The sequence below is a fragment of the Salinibacterium amurskyense genome (genome assembly GCF_002797685.1).
Lineage (GTDB): Bacteria > Actinomycetota > Actinomycetes > Actinomycetales > Microbacteriaceae > Rhodoglobus > Rhodoglobus amurskyensis.
This window is the reverse complement of sequence record NZ_PGFH01000001.1, coordinates 523,115-540,080: the sequence shown is the minus strand read 5'-3', so window position 1 is coordinate 540,080 and position 16,966 is coordinate 523,115. Positions and strand designations below refer to the sequence as shown.

16 protein-coding genes are annotated in these 16,966 nt (G+C 62.3%); 7 read left to right on the top strand and 9 right to left on the bottom strand.

From position 1 onward, the window contains the following. Positions 1–4: 4 nt before the first annotated feature. Positions 5–976, bottom strand: coding sequence for a GlxA family transcriptional regulator (locus tag CLV85_RS02445; RefSeq protein WP_100388017.1), 972 nt, complete (start codon positions 974–976; stop codon positions 5–7). Positions 977–1,239: 263 nt separating this feature from the next. Between CLV85_RS02445 and CLV85_RS02440 the strand changes: the two genes are divergently transcribed. Both CLV85_RS02440 and CLV85_RS02435 read left to right on the top strand, forming a co-directional pair. Further along, entirely contained in the window at positions 1,240–1,755 is a 516-nt protein-coding gene (locus CLV85_RS02440) for a GNAT family N-acetyltransferase (RefSeq protein ID WP_100388016.1), read from the top strand. A gap of 51 nt (positions 1,756–1,806) precedes the next feature. Beyond that, positions 1,807–2,883 carry an alkene reductase gene (locus CLV85_RS02435; RefSeq protein ID WP_100389236.1) on the top strand — a complete coding sequence of 359 codons (1,077 nt, stop codon included), beginning with the start codon at positions 1,807–1,809 and terminating at the stop codon, positions 2,881–2,883. A 34-nt stretch (positions 2,884–2,917) separates the two neighbouring features. On the opposite strand, the gene CLV85_RS02430 is transcribed toward CLV85_RS02435, so the two are convergent. Together CLV85_RS02430 and CLV85_RS02425 are read right to left on the bottom strand one after the other, a co-directional pair. Next, positions 2,918–3,901 carry an oxidoreductase gene (locus CLV85_RS02430; RefSeq protein ID WP_100388015.1) on the bottom strand — a complete coding sequence of 328 codons (984 nt, stop codon included), beginning with the start codon at positions 3,899–3,901 and terminating at the stop codon, positions 2,918–2,920. A gap of 167 nt (positions 3,902–4,068) precedes the next feature. Then, complete coding sequence (locus CLV85_RS02425) at positions 4,069–5,682, bottom strand: peptide ABC transporter substrate-binding protein (protein WP_100388014.1); 1,614 nt, start codon at positions 5,680–5,682, stop codon at positions 4,069–4,071. A 167-nt stretch (positions 5,683–5,849) separates the two neighbouring features. Between CLV85_RS02425 and CLV85_RS02420 the strand changes: the two genes are divergently transcribed. The 5 genes from CLV85_RS02420 to CLV85_RS02400 all read left to right on the top strand — a co-directional run bounded on the left by CLV85_RS02420 (position 5,850) and on the right by CLV85_RS02400 (position 11,180). Then, a complete protein-coding gene (locus tag CLV85_RS02420; protein WP_100388013.1) occupies positions 5,850–7,097 on the top strand; it encodes a M24 family metallopeptidase in 1,248 nt (415 codons plus the stop codon). 2 nt (positions 7,098–7,099) lie between these two features. Continuing rightward, positions 7,100–8,449 (top strand): M20/M25/M40 family metallo-hydrolase, encoded by a 1,350-nt coding sequence (locus CLV85_RS02415; protein ID WP_100388012.1) that lies wholly within the window; start codon positions 7,100–7,102, stop codon positions 8,447–8,449. Continuing rightward, a complete protein-coding gene (locus CLV85_RS02410; protein WP_100388011.1) occupies positions 8,442–8,981 on the top strand; it encodes an Lrp/AsnC family transcriptional regulator in 540 nt (179 codons plus the stop codon). The genes CLV85_RS02415 and CLV85_RS02410 overlap by 8 nt, the downstream gene beginning before the upstream one ends. Before the next feature lie 23 nt (positions 8,982–9,004). After that, entirely contained in the window at positions 9,005–10,207 is a 1,203-nt protein-coding gene (locus CLV85_RS02405) for a pyridoxal phosphate-dependent aminotransferase (RefSeq protein WP_100388010.1), read from the top strand. Between the two features lie 112 nt (positions 10,208–10,319). Beyond that, positions 10,320–11,180 carry a VOC family protein gene (locus tag CLV85_RS02400; RefSeq protein ID WP_100388009.1) on the top strand — a complete coding sequence of 287 codons (861 nt, stop codon included), beginning with the start codon at positions 10,320–10,322 and terminating at the stop codon, positions 11,178–11,180. A gap of 60 nt (positions 11,181–11,240) precedes the next feature. Here CLV85_RS02400 and CLV85_RS02395 read toward each other — a convergent pair whose 3' ends face one another. The 6 genes from CLV85_RS02395 to CLV85_RS02370 all read right to left on the bottom strand — a co-directional run bounded on the left by CLV85_RS02395 (position 11,241) and on the right by CLV85_RS02370 (position 16,958). Then, positions 11,241–12,251: a serine hydrolase domain-containing protein gene (locus tag CLV85_RS02395; RefSeq protein ID WP_100388008.1), complete on the bottom strand. Its 1,011-nt coding sequence runs from the start codon at positions 12,249–12,251 to the stop codon at positions 11,241–11,243. Between the two features lie 118 nt (positions 12,252–12,369). Next, a complete protein-coding gene (locus CLV85_RS02390; RefSeq protein ID WP_229820385.1) occupies positions 12,370–13,623 on the bottom strand; it encodes an MFS transporter in 1,254 nt (417 codons plus the stop codon). Positions 13,624–13,655: 32 nt separating this feature from the next. Continuing rightward, positions 13,656–14,432: a triose-phosphate isomerase family protein gene (locus tag CLV85_RS02385; RefSeq protein ID WP_100388007.1), complete on the bottom strand. Its 777-nt coding sequence runs from the start codon at positions 14,430–14,432 to the stop codon at positions 13,656–13,658. Further along, entirely contained in the window at positions 14,425–14,904 is a 480-nt protein-coding gene (locus tag CLV85_RS02380; RefSeq protein ID WP_100388006.1) for a ribose-5-phosphate isomerase, read from the bottom strand. Before CLV85_RS02380 ends, CLV85_RS02385 begins: the two co-directional genes overlap by 8 nt. Before the next feature lie 14 nt (positions 14,905–14,918). After that, a complete protein-coding gene (locus CLV85_RS02375) occupies positions 14,919–15,965 on the bottom strand; it encodes an ABC transporter permease (protein WP_100388005.1) in 1,047 nt (348 codons plus the stop codon). Between the two features lie 12 nt (positions 15,966–15,977). After that, the gene (locus CLV85_RS02370; protein WP_158592988.1) at positions 15,978–16,958 is read right to left on the bottom strand and encodes an ABC transporter permease; all 981 of its coding nucleotides are present in this window, start codon (positions 16,956–16,958) and stop codon (positions 15,978–15,980) included. Between the last annotated feature and the right edge of the window lie 8 nt (positions 16,959–16,966).

The following is a 16,966-nucleotide window of genomic DNA, read 5'->3' as shown; positions in this document are numbered from 1 at the left end:
TCCGCTAGGCCGAGACGGGCTCGTGCGTGCCGCAGCTGAAACGACTGCGGTAGGCGCTGGGCGTGAGGCCAAGTTTCCGCGCAAAGTTCTGGCGAAGAACAGCAGCGGAACCGAAGCCGCTCTCCCACGCCACTTGCTCGAGCCCCAGCTCGGTCTCCTCAAGAAGTCGTTGCGCGTGCAGCAGTCGTTGCCTCCCGAGCCAGGCGGCGGGGGTGGTGCCGAGATCCGTTTTGAAGCGTCGGGCGAAGGTGCGCGATGACATTTGCGCGCGGTGAGCAAGCTCCTCGACCGGCAACTCCTCGCGAAGGTTCTGCAGCATCCAATCGGTCACCGCGGCAAACGATTCGGATTTCACGACCGGCAAGGGCTTGTTGATGAACTGCGCTTGGCCGCCGTCACGCTGCGGCGCGATCACCATGCGGCGCGCGATGCGATTCGTGATTTCTGCCCCGAGTTCTTGCCGAAAGAGGTGCAGGCACGCGTCGATACCCGCCGCCGTTCCCGCACTCGTGATGATGCGGTCATCCTGCACATAGAGAACGTCGGGGTCGACGTCGATCTGGGGATACATCTCGGCGAAGGTCTGCGCGTACATCCAGTGCGTTGTTGCACGGCGTCCATCCAGCAATCCGGATGCCGCCAAAGTGAACGAGCCGCTGCAGATGGCCAGCACCCAAGCTCCGCGCGTGGCCGCCCGCTCGAGCACCGCGGAGACTCGGGCATCCACGGTTCCCCACATGGCACGAGGAATCGGGGTGAGCACAATCACGTCTGCCTCATCGGCGAACGACAGGTCGTTGTCGACGTTCATCGTGTAGCCGATACTGCTGCGGATCGCGCCCGGGTCTGCAGTGAGCACCCGAAAATCGAATGACTGGATGCCGTCATCCGTGCGATCGAGTCCGAAGGCTTCGCAGGCGAGCCCGAACTCGAATGGCGTGAATCCGTCCTGCACGATGACTGCGACGCGCTCCATGGGAACCTCAACTCTTCGTCGAATACGCCACTCACAAAATTGGCAGCATTCGTTCGATAGATGGCATAGCTGCCACTGTTGGCACTATTTATACGATCGTAGCGTTGGTGCCATGTTCATCGCAATCATTATCGTCACCGTCTCAGCCCTCGCCATCGTGGGCACCATCCGCGAACTGCCCCAAGGAGGCAGCCGCCGAGTTCCCACCGATTGGAGCCGCCTACCTTAGGCCTCAGCCATCACTGCTCTGCGATCATTGCTCCATGAGCACAGTGAACGTCCGCCCCATGACCGCGAGCGAGTTTGACGCGTGGGAGCACGCAACAACCGCAGAGTTCGCCGCGGAGCAAGTCGCGATCGGGCGCTGGCCGCTCGAAGGTTCGGTCGAGCGGGCTATCGCCGACAACACCTCACGCCTGCCGCAGGGCATGAACACTCCGCGCATGCTGTTCCTGCAGGGAACGGATGCCGACGGGGCAACGGTCGGGCACGCGTGGGTCAGTCTCGACCACCCGCAAGGGTCACCCGACTTGGCGTTTTTGTTCGACATCCAAGTGGCAGAAGAGCGCCGAGGCATGGGCTTCGGTCGCGCACTTCTCGCCGCAGTCGAAGCTGCTGTCGTGGATGCTGGGGTGCCCGCTCTCGAGCTAAACGTGTTCGGGCACAATACGCCCGCAGTCTCGCTGTACGACTCTTCGGGCTACTCCGTCACCACGCAGCAAATGCGCAAGACGCTCAGCCCGAGCCGCGAATCGGAGCATCTTCACAGGGAGGAATAGTGGGTGCCGGTCGGTGTTGACGTTGATACGACCGACAGAAAGAGATCCGCTGTGAACTTGTTTTCCCCCACGACCCTCGGCGAGCTGAACCTGACCAACCGCTTGGTGATGGCGCCGCTCACTCGCACCCGCTCAGGGAAGACCGGCGTTCCCGGCCCGATGGTCGTCGAGCACTATGCCCAGCGCGCCTCGATCGGCCTGATCGTGTCCGAGGGCACCTACCCGAGCCACGCCGGGCAGGGCTTCCCTGGCCAGCCCGGACTGGTCGAGCCCGAGCAGCTCGCGGGATGGCAGCACGTCACCGACGCAGTGCACGCGGCGGGCGGCCAGATCGTCGCGCAAGTGATGCACGCCGGGCGAGTAACCCACGAAGCCACCAACGGCGGATACCCCGTGGTCGGCCCGAGCGCGATCGCGATCGACGGCGAAACTCGCACCTACGACGGCAAGCAGCCCTACCCGGTTCCGCATGCGCTCACCGATGACGAGCTCACCGGCGTGATTGAGGAGTTCGTGACGGCCTCTCGCAACGCCGTCGAGGCGGGCTTCGACGGCGTCGAGCTTCATTCCGCCAACGGCTACTTGCTGCACGAGTTTCTCTCCCCCGCCTCCAACCAGCGCGAGGGCCAGTACGGCGGCTCCCCCGAAAACCGCGCTCGCTTCGTAATCGAAGTCGCTACCGCGGTCGCCGAGACGATCGGTGCTGGCCGCGTTGGCCTGCGCATTTCACCACAACACAACATCCAAGACGCCCTAGAAACAGACGATGCGGATGCCCTCGCGACCTACGGCGCGCTGGTCGACGGCCTTGCCCCACTAGGGCTTGCGTACCTCAGCGTGCTCAACGCCGACCCCACCGGTACCTTCGTGCAAGAGCTGCGCGCCCGCTTTGGCGGACCGGTGCTGCTTAACAGCGGCTTCCAGCAGATGACGACTCGCGACGAAGCACTCGAGCTCGTGCGCGACGGTCACGCCGAGGGTGTTGTCGTCGGCCGCCCGGCCCTCGCCAACCCCGACCTGGTCTATCGCTGGCAAGAAAACCTGCCGCTGAACACCCCCGACGCCGCCACCTTCTACGGTGCCGGCCCCGAGGGCTACACGGACTACCCGACTTTCGAGCCGAGCTAGCGCGACGCGACGGCGGCCGGCTCGCCCCACTGGCCTAGCTAGTGAACGGATCCAAGCCGGTCGCCTCGACCGCAACAGCCCAGAGCTTTTCGGCGGCTTCGGGGTCGATCGCCCACGCCTTAGCGCCGCCGGTCATCATGTCAGTGTGGTCATCTGCCACAACGCCCTTGATGGAGCAGTCTTCGCAGTACGCGCCACCACGGTCGGCGAGTTCAGGAGCGGTTGCCGCCCACAGCCCCGTCGATGCGCCTTCGGCTGGTGTCTTGAACAGCGGGTTCGGGTTGCCGTCTTCGTCGATCCACTGACGAGCAAGCAGTTCTTCGCGGGGCATGTTGCGCTGCAGATCAGTCATGATGCCACCGGGGTGCACCGAGAACGCGTGGATGCCACGGCCGGCCAGGCGAGCATCCAGAGCAACAGCGAAAAGGGCATCCGCTGTCTTCGACTGGCCGTAGGCAACCCACGGCTCGTAGTCGGTCAAGTCGAAGTTGATGTCATCGAAGTTCACGGGTGAACGCCAGTGGCCAACGGACGAGTACGAAACGATTCGCGCGCCATCCTGCAACAGCGGCTCGAGGCCGGCGACGAGCGCGAAGTGGCCGAGCAGGTTGGTGCCGAACTGCAGGTCCCACCCTTGGGCCGTGCGCAGTTCGGGCGTTGCCATGACGGCGGCGGCGTTGATCATGAGGTCAACGGGGGTGCCAGCATCGCGCATCCCGGCGGTGAAGGCGGCGACAGAGTCGAGGTCGCCGAGGTCCATCGTTTCGATCTGAACGCCAGTAACACCGGCGAGCACCTCGGCTGCCTTATCGGGGCGGCGGGCCGGAACAATAACGGTCATCTCCGCTTCAGCGAGCGCCTTTACGGTTTCAAAGCCGAGCCCCGAGTAGCCACCGGTGACGACAGCGGTCTTGCCTGCGAGGTGGAAGCCGGCAATTACTTCGGATGCCGTGCTGCGGTAGCCGAAGCTTGATTCGAGGGGCTGTTGGCGGGATGTCATTTCTGCGGAGGAGATCATGCTTGCGACTCTAAGAGTTGGAGCGCACTCTAGGTCAAGGCCGACAGCACACTCCCAGACAATCTGCTCCTCTCGGGCAGAGATCTATTTCGCTCGGACAGAGAAAAGCCCGGGCCGACCGAAGTCGACCCGGGCTTGATCCCTGGTACTAGTTCACGTGAGAGTTATTAGCCCTTGGTGACCTGGAAGTACAGCGGAACTGAATCCCAACCGAACTCAACATTCTCGACTGTGTCAGCCGAGACGCCAGTGGCGTTGGAGTACCACAGCGGGATGCTGGGCAGGTCCTTGAGCAGAACTTCCTGAGCCTGCTGGTAGAGCGCGGTTGCCTCGTCGACGGACTCAGCGGCTGCACCCTCCTTCAGGATCGAGTCGAATTCTGCACTCTTGTAGCCCTCGAAGTTCGAGCCGGCACCGGTCTGGTACAGGGGTGCAAGGAAGTTGTACAGCGACGGGTAGTCGGCCTGCCATCCGGCGCGCGTTCCACCGGTCAGCGTGCCAGCAACACGGTCCTCGAGTGAGGACTTGAAGTCGGGGTACGACTTGCCGATTGCTTCGATGCCGAGCGTGTTCTTGATGCTGTTAGCTACAGCTTCGGCCCATGCCTGGTGTCCGCCATCGGCGTTGTACGCGATGTCGAACACGGTGTCACCGTACGGTGCGATGGCGTCAGCTTCGGCCCACAGCTTCTGAGCTTCTTCGGGGTTGTAGGCGAGTACTTCGGAACCCTCGAGCGAGCTCGAGTAGCCGTCGACGACGGGCGACGTGAAGTCGGTGGCCGGCGTGCGAGTTCCCTGGAAGATCACGTCGGTGATCTCGTCACGGTCGATCGACATCGAGATGGCGGCGCGACGCAGCTCTCCCTCTTCCCCGCTGAAGTGCTCAAGGTAGAAGGGGATGTTGAAGCCCTGGAAGATGGCTGCGGGCTGGTTGATGGCGCGGTCGCCGAACTCGTCCTCGAAGATGCTGAACGCACTGTCGGGAACAGCGTCGAGGATGTCAAGGTTTCCACCCAGAACGTCTGCGTAAGCAGCATCCTGCGACGTGTAGAACTTGAAGGTCACTCCACCGTTGGCGGGGGTGCGAACACCGTCATAGTCAGGGTTCGTCACGAGGTCGATCTGAACGTCGTGCTGCCACGCGTCTTCGCCGTCCATCATGTACGGACCGTTACCGATGGGGTTCTCGCCGTAGGCTTCCATGTCCTCGAAAGCGACGGTCGGCAGCGGCATGAACGCCGTGTAGCCGAGGCGCAGGGGCCAGTCAGCTTCGGGCGAGGTGAGAGCTACTTCGAACGTCAGGTCGTCAACGGCGGTGAGGCCGGTGAGTTCTGCGTCTTCTTCGTAGTTGAAGCCTTCGATGTTGTCGAAGAAGTAGGAGGATGCCTGCGCGTTGCTGTACGTGGCGCCGTAAGTCCACGCGTCGATGAACGACTGCGACGTCACAGCTTCACCGTTCGTGAAGGTCCAACCATCCTTGAGCGTGACAGTCCAGTTCTGGCCGTCTTCTGACTCGATCGAGTCAGCGACGTCGTTCTGGATGCTTCCGTCAGCCGCGTAGGTAACCAGACCCGCGTAGATGGAGGTCAGAATCTTGCCGCCACCCACTTCGGTGGTTCCCGTGGTGATGAGCGGGCCCAGGGGCTCGCTTCCGTTTGTCGTGATGACCTTGTTGATGTCGCCCGATTCTCCGCCGTTGTCACTGCTTGCGCAGCCAGCGAGAGTGAGCGAGACAACAGAGACGAGCGCTACTGCGCCTACCCCGAAACGTGCTGTCTTCATGCTTCCTCCTGTGCAATGAGCGCCTACGGTGCAATCGGTGAGCTGCCCCGGGCGTTGGATTTACATTAGGGCGCAAATTCTGCAACCCCAAGTAAAGTGCCACAATGTTACCCCGTTGTTAGGTTCTAAGCACTAGCTGCCTTACAAACAATTTACAAAATCGACACATGACCTATCATTGCTTGCAGGTGGATGCCGTAGGGTTTCGCCATGACGGCATCGAGCCGCACCGAGCAGAGAAAGAAGTAGAGACGATGACGAGCGCGCCAATCCTCATGTTTTCGAGCACGATGTCCGCAGATATGCGACACGTAATCACCCACGAGGTGCACGACCCGTTCCTCTACATCGAGGTAGACGGTAAGCGGTACACCGCGATCAAGTCGCTTGAAGCAGCCCGGATGCGCGATGTCGACAACATGACTGTCTTCCCCCTTGAAGAGCTCGGCTTCGATGACTTCCGCGCCTCCGGACAGGGCCCCGACCTCGCCGAACTCAACTGCTTGGTTGAGGCATGCGTCCGTACCGGAGTAAAGAGCGCGAGCGTTCCCTCCACCTTCCCGCTCGGCGTTGCCGACCACCTCCGTGCCGCTGGCATCGAGCTCAACGTCGACAACGACCTCTTCGAGATGCGTCGCCGCGTAAAATCGCCCGCCGAACTCGCTGGCATGCGCCGCGCTCAGATCGCTGCCGAAGCAGGCGTCGCCCACGTCGCCACCCAAATGGAAGCCGCAACGGTCGGCGCCGATGGCGGACTACTCATCGACGGCAAGCCCCTCACGTGTGAAGACCTGAAGACGGGCATCCGCGCCGCCTTCTTGCGCAACGGCTGCGAAGACGCCGGCCTCATCGTGGCCCACGGCGAGCAGACCTGCATCGGCCACCACGCTGGCTCGGGCCAGATCTTCGAGGGCGAGCCCGTCACGGTCGACATCTGCCCCCGCGACACCGAGTCCGGTGGAAACTCAGACATGACGCGCACCTTCGTCAAGGGCGAGATCAACGAAGAGCTCGAGACGTACTGGCGCATCGTGAAGGAAGCATTCGACAACACGCTCGCGGCCATCCGCCCCGGTCTTCCCGTTGCCGAACTGCACCGCATCTCGTGCGAGCCGATCAGCAACGCTGGGTACCCCACGCAGCTCACCAAGAAGCCGGGCGAGGTTCTCAACGAGGGCTACTTCCACAGCCTCGGCCACGGAATCGGCCTCGAAGTTCACGAAGCTCCCGGTCTCGGCCAGAACGACGCCGTGCTGGTTGCCGGTGACGTGATCGCCATCGAGCCAGGCTGCTACCGCCAGGGCTTCGGCGGTGTACGCCTCGAAGACATCGTTCTCGTCACCGAAGACGGTGCAGAGCTCATCACGGACTACCCGTACGAGCTCACCCCCGTCGCGATTTCCCGAGGAGTCTAATCGTGCGCGACCCCCGTATTGATGCCGCTCGCGAGCAGAGCATTCGCGAATGGCAGGAATTCTGTCGCTTCCCCTCCGTGGCGAGCGATCGTGTTGCAATCGAAGCTGCCGCTGACTGGCTGGAGCAGAAGCTTCGCCGGCTCAGCGAGCGCGTCGAGCGCATCGAAATTCCCGAATACGGGCCGGTCGTCGTCGCCTACTTCCCCGGAGCGAGCGACAAAACGCTCATGCTCTACAACCACTACGACGTGCAGCCTGTCGGCGACCTCGACCAGTGGATCTCGGGCCCCTTCGACTCAGAAATCCGCGACGGCGCCATGTGGGCCCGCGGTGCCTGTGACGACAAGGCCGATGTCACGAGCCGCCTGCGCGCGCTCGAACTGTTCATTGAGGATCACCCGAACGGCTTGCCATACAGCATGATCTACCTCGCCGACCCCTGTGAAGAGATTGGCAGCCCCGGCCTCGAAACAGTATTGGCCGAGAATGCCGAACGCCTCAGCGCCGACGCCGTGCTGTGGGAAAGCTACCTTCGTGAAGACGATGGTCGCCCCGCAGTCGGCTTCGGATGCCGTGGCGGCATGGAGATCAGCCTGAACCTGAACATCCTGGCCTCCAATCAGCACCCCTCGTACTCGCAGATTCTGCGTTCCGCACCGCTCGAGTTGATGCGAGCGATCACGTCTCTCGTCACCGAGGACGGCCTCATCGCCGTTCCCGGTTTCACGGATTCTGCATTGCGCCCGGATGCCGCGGCGAAGGCTCGCACGCAAGAGCTTTCGCTTCCCGGCGACGCCATCAGCGTGCCCGGCATCAGCCCCCTCAAGGATCTACCCGAGGCGGAGCTGAAGGAACGCTTCATCTTCACCCCGTCGATGAGCCTCTCGGGCTTCGACATCGACCCCAGCGTCAGTCACAGCGTTCCGGCAAAGGGCACCGCGAAGGTTCGCTTCGGGCTCGTTCCCGGCATGGACCCGCACGCCTGCTTCGAGACCGTGAAGACGTTCCTCGCTGATACCGCTCCCGACATTCAGGTCGACCTCATCCGCACCATGCAGCCAGCGTTCTCGCCGGTAGACACTCCGTTCGCGGTCTCCGTTCTCGAAGCTGCAACGAAAGCTTTCGAGGCAGAACCCGTCATCTACGATGTGATGACTGGTTCCGGTCCCGGAGCATTCTTCCTTGAGCATCTTGGGGCTCCCCTGATTTCGCCCACCGGAACATTGCGCCCGGAGGGAAACATGCACGGCTACAACGAACACGGCTACCTCGAGGACTACCTCACCCACATCCAGTTCACTCTCGACCTGCTCAACAACCTTGAGGCCAACGGGTTCGCGGACAATGACTGATCCGGTAGCGGCCACCGAAGCGTCCAAGATCATTGATCTGCTCGAGCCGAGTACCCCCAAGGTGGAGCTCGACCCGGTCGACCTTCAACTGATTCGCCACTTGCACGAAGATGCCAGCGTCTCTCTGCGCAGCCTCGGTGCACTCGTCGGGATGTCGGCGCCCAGCGTGGGCGAGCGCGTTGCGCGCCTCGAACGCACGGGTGTCATTCGCCGCCGCAGCATCGAGATGGACTGGTCGGCCATGGGTCGCCCCATGCTCGTTGTGATCCCCATCAAGATCACTTCGGATGCCAAAATGCTGACCGTCATCGAGGCTCTGCAGGCGATTCCCTCGCTCACCGAGATTCTGATTCTGAGCGGCACCTACGACATGATGGCGCGCTTCCGGCTGAAGGATCACGCCGAGCTGCAGACGCTCCTGCTGGAGAAACTCGGAGCCGTCGCCGGCCTCCAGCGCGTGGAAGCCATGATCAGTCTGGGCCGCGTCGATGACACATCACCGCTCACCCACATCCTCGACATAGACGCCTAACCACCCCAACAGAAAGTAGCCCCTTGCGCATCGATGATTCGTGGCGAGACCTCGCCGCCCCCGACTTTTCCCTCTACGCAGGGCTCGATCCTGAGCGTCGGATCATGATGATGGGCGCCGACCCGTTCGCGCCAGACAAGTGCCTCCCCGACCACGTCATCGACGCCACCAAGCAGGCGCTCGACGAGGGCAAGACTCACTACTCGCTCGACAACGGCTACGCCGAACCTCGCCTGAAGACCGCGCTCGTGAACAAGCTACGCGACTTCAACGGCATGGAGATCGACCCCGAAACCGAACTGATGGTGGGCCCCAGCTCGGCCTTCACCCTCTTTCTCTCGATTCGCATTTGCATCCGCCCCGGCCAGGGCGATGAAGTTCTCGTGACGAACCCCGGGTTCGCCGAGAACATCAACGATGTTCACCAGATGGGCGCGGTCTGCGTTGAGGTTCCGACCTACGAAGAAGACGGATTCGCTCTGCGGATGGATGAATTCCGCTCGCGCATCACGGAGCGCACGCGCGCCATCGTGATCACCAACCCCAACAACCCCACCGGCACCGTCTACACGCGCGAAAACCTGCTGGAGCTTGCCGCTCTTGCTGAAGAGTTCGACCTCGGCGTGATCGTCGACCAAGACTTCGAGCGCCAGATTTACGACGGCGCAGAGTACGTGAACTTCGCCACTCTGCCGGGCATGCGTGAGCGCACCCTCACCGTTTTCGGAACCTCGAAAGACCTCGGCCTCACCGGCTTCCGTGTGGGCTACCTCGTTGCTCCGGCCGAGATCATGCCGATGCTCAAGATTGCGACCTTCAACTACGTGGGCCCTACCAACACCTTCGCTCAGTACGGTGTTGCTGCGGCCTACGAGAACCCCGCCTACACCGACGAGTGGTTCACGATCTACAACAAGCGTCGCCATGACATCTACGATGCACTCCAGGGCATCCCCGGTGTTGGCGCGTCCATGCCCGCCGGTGGTTTCTACCACTGGGTAAACATCTCCGAGCTCGGCACCTCGCTCGAAGTGGTCAAGCACCTCGTCGAAACCCAGCAGCTCGGAGTCTCGCCCGGCAACTGGTTCGGGTCGGCCGGCGAAGGCTACATCCGTGTGATGTACGGCTCGAACGGCCGCGACGAAGTCTTCCAGGAAGGCGTCTCGCGCCTGGCCGCTGGCCTGCGCGAATTCGCGGAGCTCAAAGGCGTCAGCGCCGCCGCTTAGATTCGCGCGCTCTCCGCACCCCGTTCGACAGTCCCGTTCGACAGTCCCGTTCGACTGTTCCGCTCGAAGGGGCTTTCGGAATACCGCTGGTGGCGGCAAGGTTGTAGGCATCATGACCGACCTCCTTGCCGCCGACACCGCCATGGGCGCTGTCACGCTCAGCGTTGCAAACCTCGACGCGCTCACCGCGTACTACCGGGATGCCGTGGCCCTCACGGTGCTCAGCGAGTCTTCTGACACGGTCGTTCTCGGTCGCGGCACCACGCCCGTCGTGATCCTCAAGCATTCACCCGCGCTCAAGCACGCGAGCCCTCGCGATGCCGGGCTGTTCCACACGGCCATCCTGTTCGACACGGAAGAAGCGCTGGCGGCATCCGTCTATTCGGTTGCCACCCGCTACCCGAAGACGTTCACCGGCAGCGCCGACCACCTTGTCAGCAAGGCCTTCTACTTCACCGACCCCGAGGGCAATGGCGTCGAACTGTACTGGGATCGCGACCGCACCCAGTGGAGCTGGACCCACGGGGCGATCGAAATGGGCACCCTGTTTCTCGACCCCAACGGCTTCTTGCAAGAGCACCTCACCGAGGCCGCTGTGGAGCAGCCCGTGATCGGTGGCGCCCGCGTCGGCCATGTGCACCTGCAAGTTGGAGACGTCGCCACCGCGCGCGAGTTCTATGTGAACCAGCTCGGCTTCGAAGCGACCACCGAGATTCCCGGCAGCGCCGTGTTCGTGAGCGCCGGCGGCTACCACCACCACATGGCCATGAACACGTGGAACTCGAGCGGCGCTGGTCCGCGCCTGCCAGCACTCGGGCTCGCCCAAATCGACATTGCGGTGCCGAGCGCCGACGACCTCGGAGCGCTCGGTGAACGGATGACGCACCACGGCATCCCGCTGCGTCACGACGGCCAGACGCTCAGCTTCGATGACCCGTGGGCCAACCAGATTCGCGTGAGCACCGCGCCGTAGCGTGCACTAGCGCGCGCTAGCCGCCGGAAAAACTAGCGAGCTAGGTAGCGAACCGCCACGTTACCCGCCGAGGCGTTCGTCGATCTCGCGGATGACCGGCCAGGCGCCCTCTTCGGAGTTCGAGAGCACCACAACGTCGAGACCGTTCTCGAGGTAGTGGCGAACGATTCCGGAGGCGCCGGGGCTCACACCGTCGGCGAAGTAGCTGCGCACGCTTCCGTCTTCGTTCATGTCGAACTCAAGGCCGAAGCCGTACCAGGTCTCGTCGTCGTACTGAACCTGCGGGGTGAGAAACTCTTCCGTGAACTCGGTGTCGAGAAGCTCACCGTTGCGCACGGCCTGGATGAAACGCACGAGGTCGGCAGCGGTAACGTGCGCTCCGCCGTCGGGCAGACCAATGGGCGGGGCACTGTAGATGTTGGAAACCCAACGGCCGTCGATGTAGTCCCAGCCCTCGGCAACACGCGGTGCGGCATCCCGACGGTCATAGAAACCCGAATCGATCATGCCTGCTGGCGTGAACACCTCGTCGAAAATGTACTGGCGGTAGTCGGTCTTGGTGACCTTCTCAAGTGCCAAACCGGCGAGCACATACCCCGCGTTTGTGTAAACGCACTCGACGCCGGGCTCGGCCAGTGGCTCCTTGTTAACAAAGGTGGGGAGCTGGTCGGCGGGCTCAAGAATTGTGTAGGTGGGGAACTCTGCCCACAGGTCGGCGTAGCTTTCGCCCTCTTCTTCATCCACGTCATCCGCAATGCCGCTCGTGTGCGTGAGCACGTGCAACAGCGTGACGGCGGGGTCGATCTCGGTATCGGCGAGGTCGACATAGTGATGAATGGATGTCTCAAGGTCGAGATCATTCTTCGACACTTGCTGCAGTGCCGCCACACTCGTGAAGAGCTTGGTGATGGAGCTGGAATCGAAGCGGGTCTCTGCCGTGTTCGGCACATCCCAACGCTGGCTGGCCTTGCCGGCGACAGCCTCGTAAATAGTGGCGTTGCCCCGCTTAATCAGGACCGTGCCAGAGAAGTCGTTCTGCTCAAGAAATTCGTCGAGTCCCGTGGTGTCCATAGTGCGAGCCTACCTACTGTCGCTCGTCAATTGGGCAGCGGATGCTGTGGGTGGCCTCGATGATTGCTGAGTGCGCTCCCGGCGCTCACCCGTGAAGTAGCGAGCTGCAGTCATCCGGTTACGACGCCGCGTCAGCACTCTCCGCCAGCAGCAGCTCTTCGGCGGCAGCCACAGAGGCGCTTCGCCACACGACGAGCGCGGCCACGACGATGATGAGCACGAGAACCCCGGCGCCCCACGCGAGCCCGGCGTACCCGACCATCGCCAAGATCGGCCCGGCAAAACCGCCACCGAGCGCACCCGCGAGGCTCATGATGGTGTCGCTTCGACCCTGAATGCGCAACTTCGTTTTACCAGTGGCCAGATCAGCAACGAGCGCCGACCCTGCAACGGTCGATGCGCTCCAACCGAGACCCAGCAAAACGAGCCCCACGGTGACAGCCGTATTACTGAGCTCGCCCAGAGCGACGACAACCACGGATGCCGCAAAGAATCCCTGCCCAATCAGAATCGTCGGGATGCGACCGAACCGGTCACTCGCCCAGCCGAACACCGGCGAGAGTGCGTACATGCCGGCGATGTGCAGGCTGATCGTGAAGCCGATGATCGTGAGACTCGCTCCGTGGTGACTCAAGTGCACGGGCGTCATTGCCATGATCGAGACCATCACCGCGTGGCTAATCGCGATAGCAGCAACGGCGAAGACCAACGGGCCCTTGCCGCGCACGATTCCGGCATCCGCTGCCACCGCGGCGTCGACCGGGCGATTGCGAGCGAGAGTGAGCGGATCGGGGCGCAACGCCACGAGGTACAGCATCATCGCGGCGAGCTGGGCCACGATCGCGAACACGAAGGAACCCGTATTGGTGGGCAGCGACAGCCACTGAGCAATGGCCTCACCCGGGCCGACAAGGTTCGGGCCGGCCACCGCGCCGATCGTGGTCGACCAGACCACGAGAGAGAGGTCACGACCGCGGTGCTGGGGAGCAGCTACATCCGTCGCTGCAAAGCGCGCCTGCAAGCCCACGGCGGTGCCGACTCCGAGCATCGCGAATCCAAGAATGAGCAGCGGGAAGAATGCGACGCCCACCGCGACCACGGTGATGAGCGAGCCACCTGCGGCAACGCCAGCTCCCAGCGCCAGCGCGGGTCGACGGCCCCAGCGAGCGGCAAGTCGAGCAAGCGGAATCGACACAAGAGCTGCACCCAGGGTGCTGGATGTCGCAGCCGCGCCCGAAAGCGTCTCGCCGCCCAGATCGGCAGCCAGAATCGCGCCCACCGCCACTGTCGCACCGAGACCCAACCCGGCGAGCACTTGGCCCGCGACGAGAGTGCGGACGATGCGGGATTGCACTGCGCGGTCGATGTCCATGAGTACAGTCTGGCGCAGCGTCGCCCCAAGTATTAGCCGATCAGGTGCCACGCCTCATCGAGTACGTGTTTCAACGCACCAGCGTCGTGGGCACTGCGCCCCAGAAAGAGACCGTCGACTGCGCCGCTCAGCGCTTCAAGCTGCTTCGGGCCGGCGCTGCCGCCGTAAATGACGCGGGTGCCGCGTAATACGGGATCGCTGTCGATTTCGATGCGGAGAATACCGACAACTTCGCGGATGAATTCCGCAGAGGCGGGCTCGGGAGCACCGATCGCCCACTGAGGCTCATAAGCAACGATGAGCTTGGTGGCTTTGCCCTGCGCCTTGCTCGCCTCGAGCGCTGACCACAGTTGCCGAGAGCACTCAGCGGCGGCATCGACTGCCGATACCCGCTCGGGCTCGCCAATGCAGAGCACGGGCGTGAGCGAGTTGCGAAAGGCGGCGAGCATCTTTTGACTCACGATGCTTTCACTCTCCCCCAGCACTCGACGCCGCTCGGCATGCCCGACCTCAACGAAGGTGCAGCCGATCTCGGCCAGATCGCGTCCACTCACTTCACCAGTGAAAGCTCCGCGGTCTTCCCAAAAAAGGTCTTGGGCACCGACGGCCACTCGGGCATCCCGCAGAGCAAAGACCGACGGGATAACGGCGGTGAACGACGGTAGGACAAAAAGCTCGACGACCCCGGCGGTGACCGCCGGATGACTTTTAGCGATTCCGCGAACGAGGTTGATCCACTCCATGGTGTCTTTGTGACTCATATACATCTTGAGCCCGACTCCCACGATCACTGAGTGCTGGTCATCCATGGCTCTGCGCCCGCTCTCTCGATTCGTAGTCGTTGATCACTTTGACCTTCTCCGCCGAAGCGCTGGATACGTCGAAGGTGTACCCGAGCCACTCGCGCGCTAGGCGGCGGGCAAGCTCAAGGCCAACTACCCGCTGGCCCAGCGTGAGCACCTGGGCATTGTTGCTGAGCACGGCGCGCTCTACGGAGTAGCTGTCGTGCGCTGTCACGGCCCGAATTCCGGCAACCTTATTGGCGGCAATCGCCATCCCTAGGCCCGTGCCGCACACGAGCAGGGCACGGTCGGCTTCTCCCGAGGCCACAAGTTCTCCGGCAGCGACCGCAATGCTGGGGTAGGCCGCGACCTGCCCCTCGCTCACGCCCACATCGGTAACGGTGGCCACTGCGGGATTGGCCAGAAGGTCGGCCCGCAATTGTTCTTTGTAGTCATAGCCTGCTTCGTCGCAGCCAATCACAATTCTCAAACCTTGCATTCTCTTCTCCCTGTCTAGCGCCGCGATTGTTCTAACGCGATCGCGACGGTTTCACTTGGCGGCTCTTGACGTCGTGCACGTGGAGCTCCCGCTCGCAGGTAGTGGTTCATTCCCATGACGGCGATCAGGATGCCGCCCCACACGATGTTCTTGGCGTACGGCGAGAAGGCAAAGGCCGTCATCGATGTAGAGATGACCTGCAAGAGCACGAGAGCGATGCCGAGGTTGAGCACTCGACCCTTTCCTCCCAGCGGGTTGAAGCCTGCAAGTACCACCACGAGAATGGCCTGCAAAAGATAGGACTCCCCGAAGCCGACGCGCATCGAGTTGGCACGGGCGATGATCACGATGGCGGCGAGCCCCACGAGGATGCCGATGATGGCATACGTCATCAAGATCACGCGTTCCGATTTGATGCCCGAGAAGCGCACGGCCACTTCGTTCTCGCCGAAGAGGTAGACCTTGCGCCCGAAGCGGGTTCGCGTGAGGATCAGGCTCACGATGATGAAGGTTGCCAGGAGCATCACGAACACCATCGGCAGTGGGCCCACCGTGGAGGTCGCGAGTTTCGCGAAGCTAGGGACCTTGAGCGAAATGCTGGAGCCCGAGGTAATGGCGGTGCCGATTCCGGTGTAGAGAATCATGGTTCCGAGCGTCGCCAGAATCGGGGGAACCGACAGCTTGGCGATGATGAAGCCGTTGAGCAGCCCGGTGAGCAAACCCGTGGTGAGAGCAACAACCACACCCAGAATGATTATTTGGGTCTCGTTCTCTGGCGTGATCGGAATGAACTCCCCGCTCATCGTGAGCGCTGCCATTACGCCGGAGAGGCCCGCTGCGGCAACAACCGAGAGGTCGATTCCCGCAACCAGCATGGCCAGCCCCATCGCCAAGGCGAGAAAGCCGAATTCGCTGACCTGGATCGACATCGACTGCAGGCCACCGATCGAGAACAGCCGTGATCCGAGCATCAGATAGAGCACCACGATGACCGCGGTGGTGACGAACCCCAGAATCGACAGGTCTCGGTCTCGACCGAGGAACTTGAATACCTTGTTCATGAGAGCCGCTCCCTAGTTCGAGGTGAAGACGAGCGCGCGCTTGTTGGCTTGGCGCTGTCTGAGGTAGATGAAACCGAGCATGAAGACGAGCACTGCCCCGAAGAACAGGTCGTTGAACGACGAGCTCAATCCGAGGTGCACGAGCGTGTTTTGGAAGAGCTGCCACAGCACGACTCCCAGAACGGTGCCAAGGATGGTGCCCTCACCACCGGTGAGTTTGGCCCCACCGATAACGACGGCGGCAATAACGCCGAGTTCAGTACCGACCAACGCCGCCGGGTTGATGTAGGCCAACCCGCTGAAGTAAATGATGCCCATGAGCCCGGATAGCGCACCCACGTACATGTAGACGAAAAGTCGCGTACGCAGAATGTTGATACCGATGCGGGATGCCGACTCCGGGTCGCTACCCACGGCGAAGACCGAGCGACCGATCATCGTGCGGTAGAGCAAGAACCAGGTGAGCACTCCCACCGCGATCACGATCGGGAAGAAGATCGTGAGACCGTACTGCGAGTTCTCCTCCTTGATGGTGAAGATCGAGAACGCTCCGAAGTCGAGCATCGACTGGGGCACATCCGCGCGCGTGAAGGTCTTCGAGCCGAGCAGGATGACCATCGCGCCGTGAAAGACGCTGGCAGTACCGAGCGTCGCTATCAGCGTCGATAACTGGAAGAAGTGGATGATCACCGCGTTGATCGACCCCAAAAGGGCTCCGATGATTACCGCGCCAGCAACGATGAACAAGAGGTTATCGACGCCGAGTGCCCGCGACAGTAGTACGGAGGAATATCCACCCACGATCGCGATGGCGGTGAACGAGACATCCAGCCCGCCTGAAATCAGAACGATGAGGCACCCCAAGGCCAAAATCATGGCACCGGAACCGTTACGCGCCAGGTCGAAGGCGGTCTCGAGCGAGAAGAACTTGGGGCTCTGCGAAGCGACAATCACAATGTAGATCGCCATGATCGCGAGGAGGAACTTCTCCATCGGGGTCA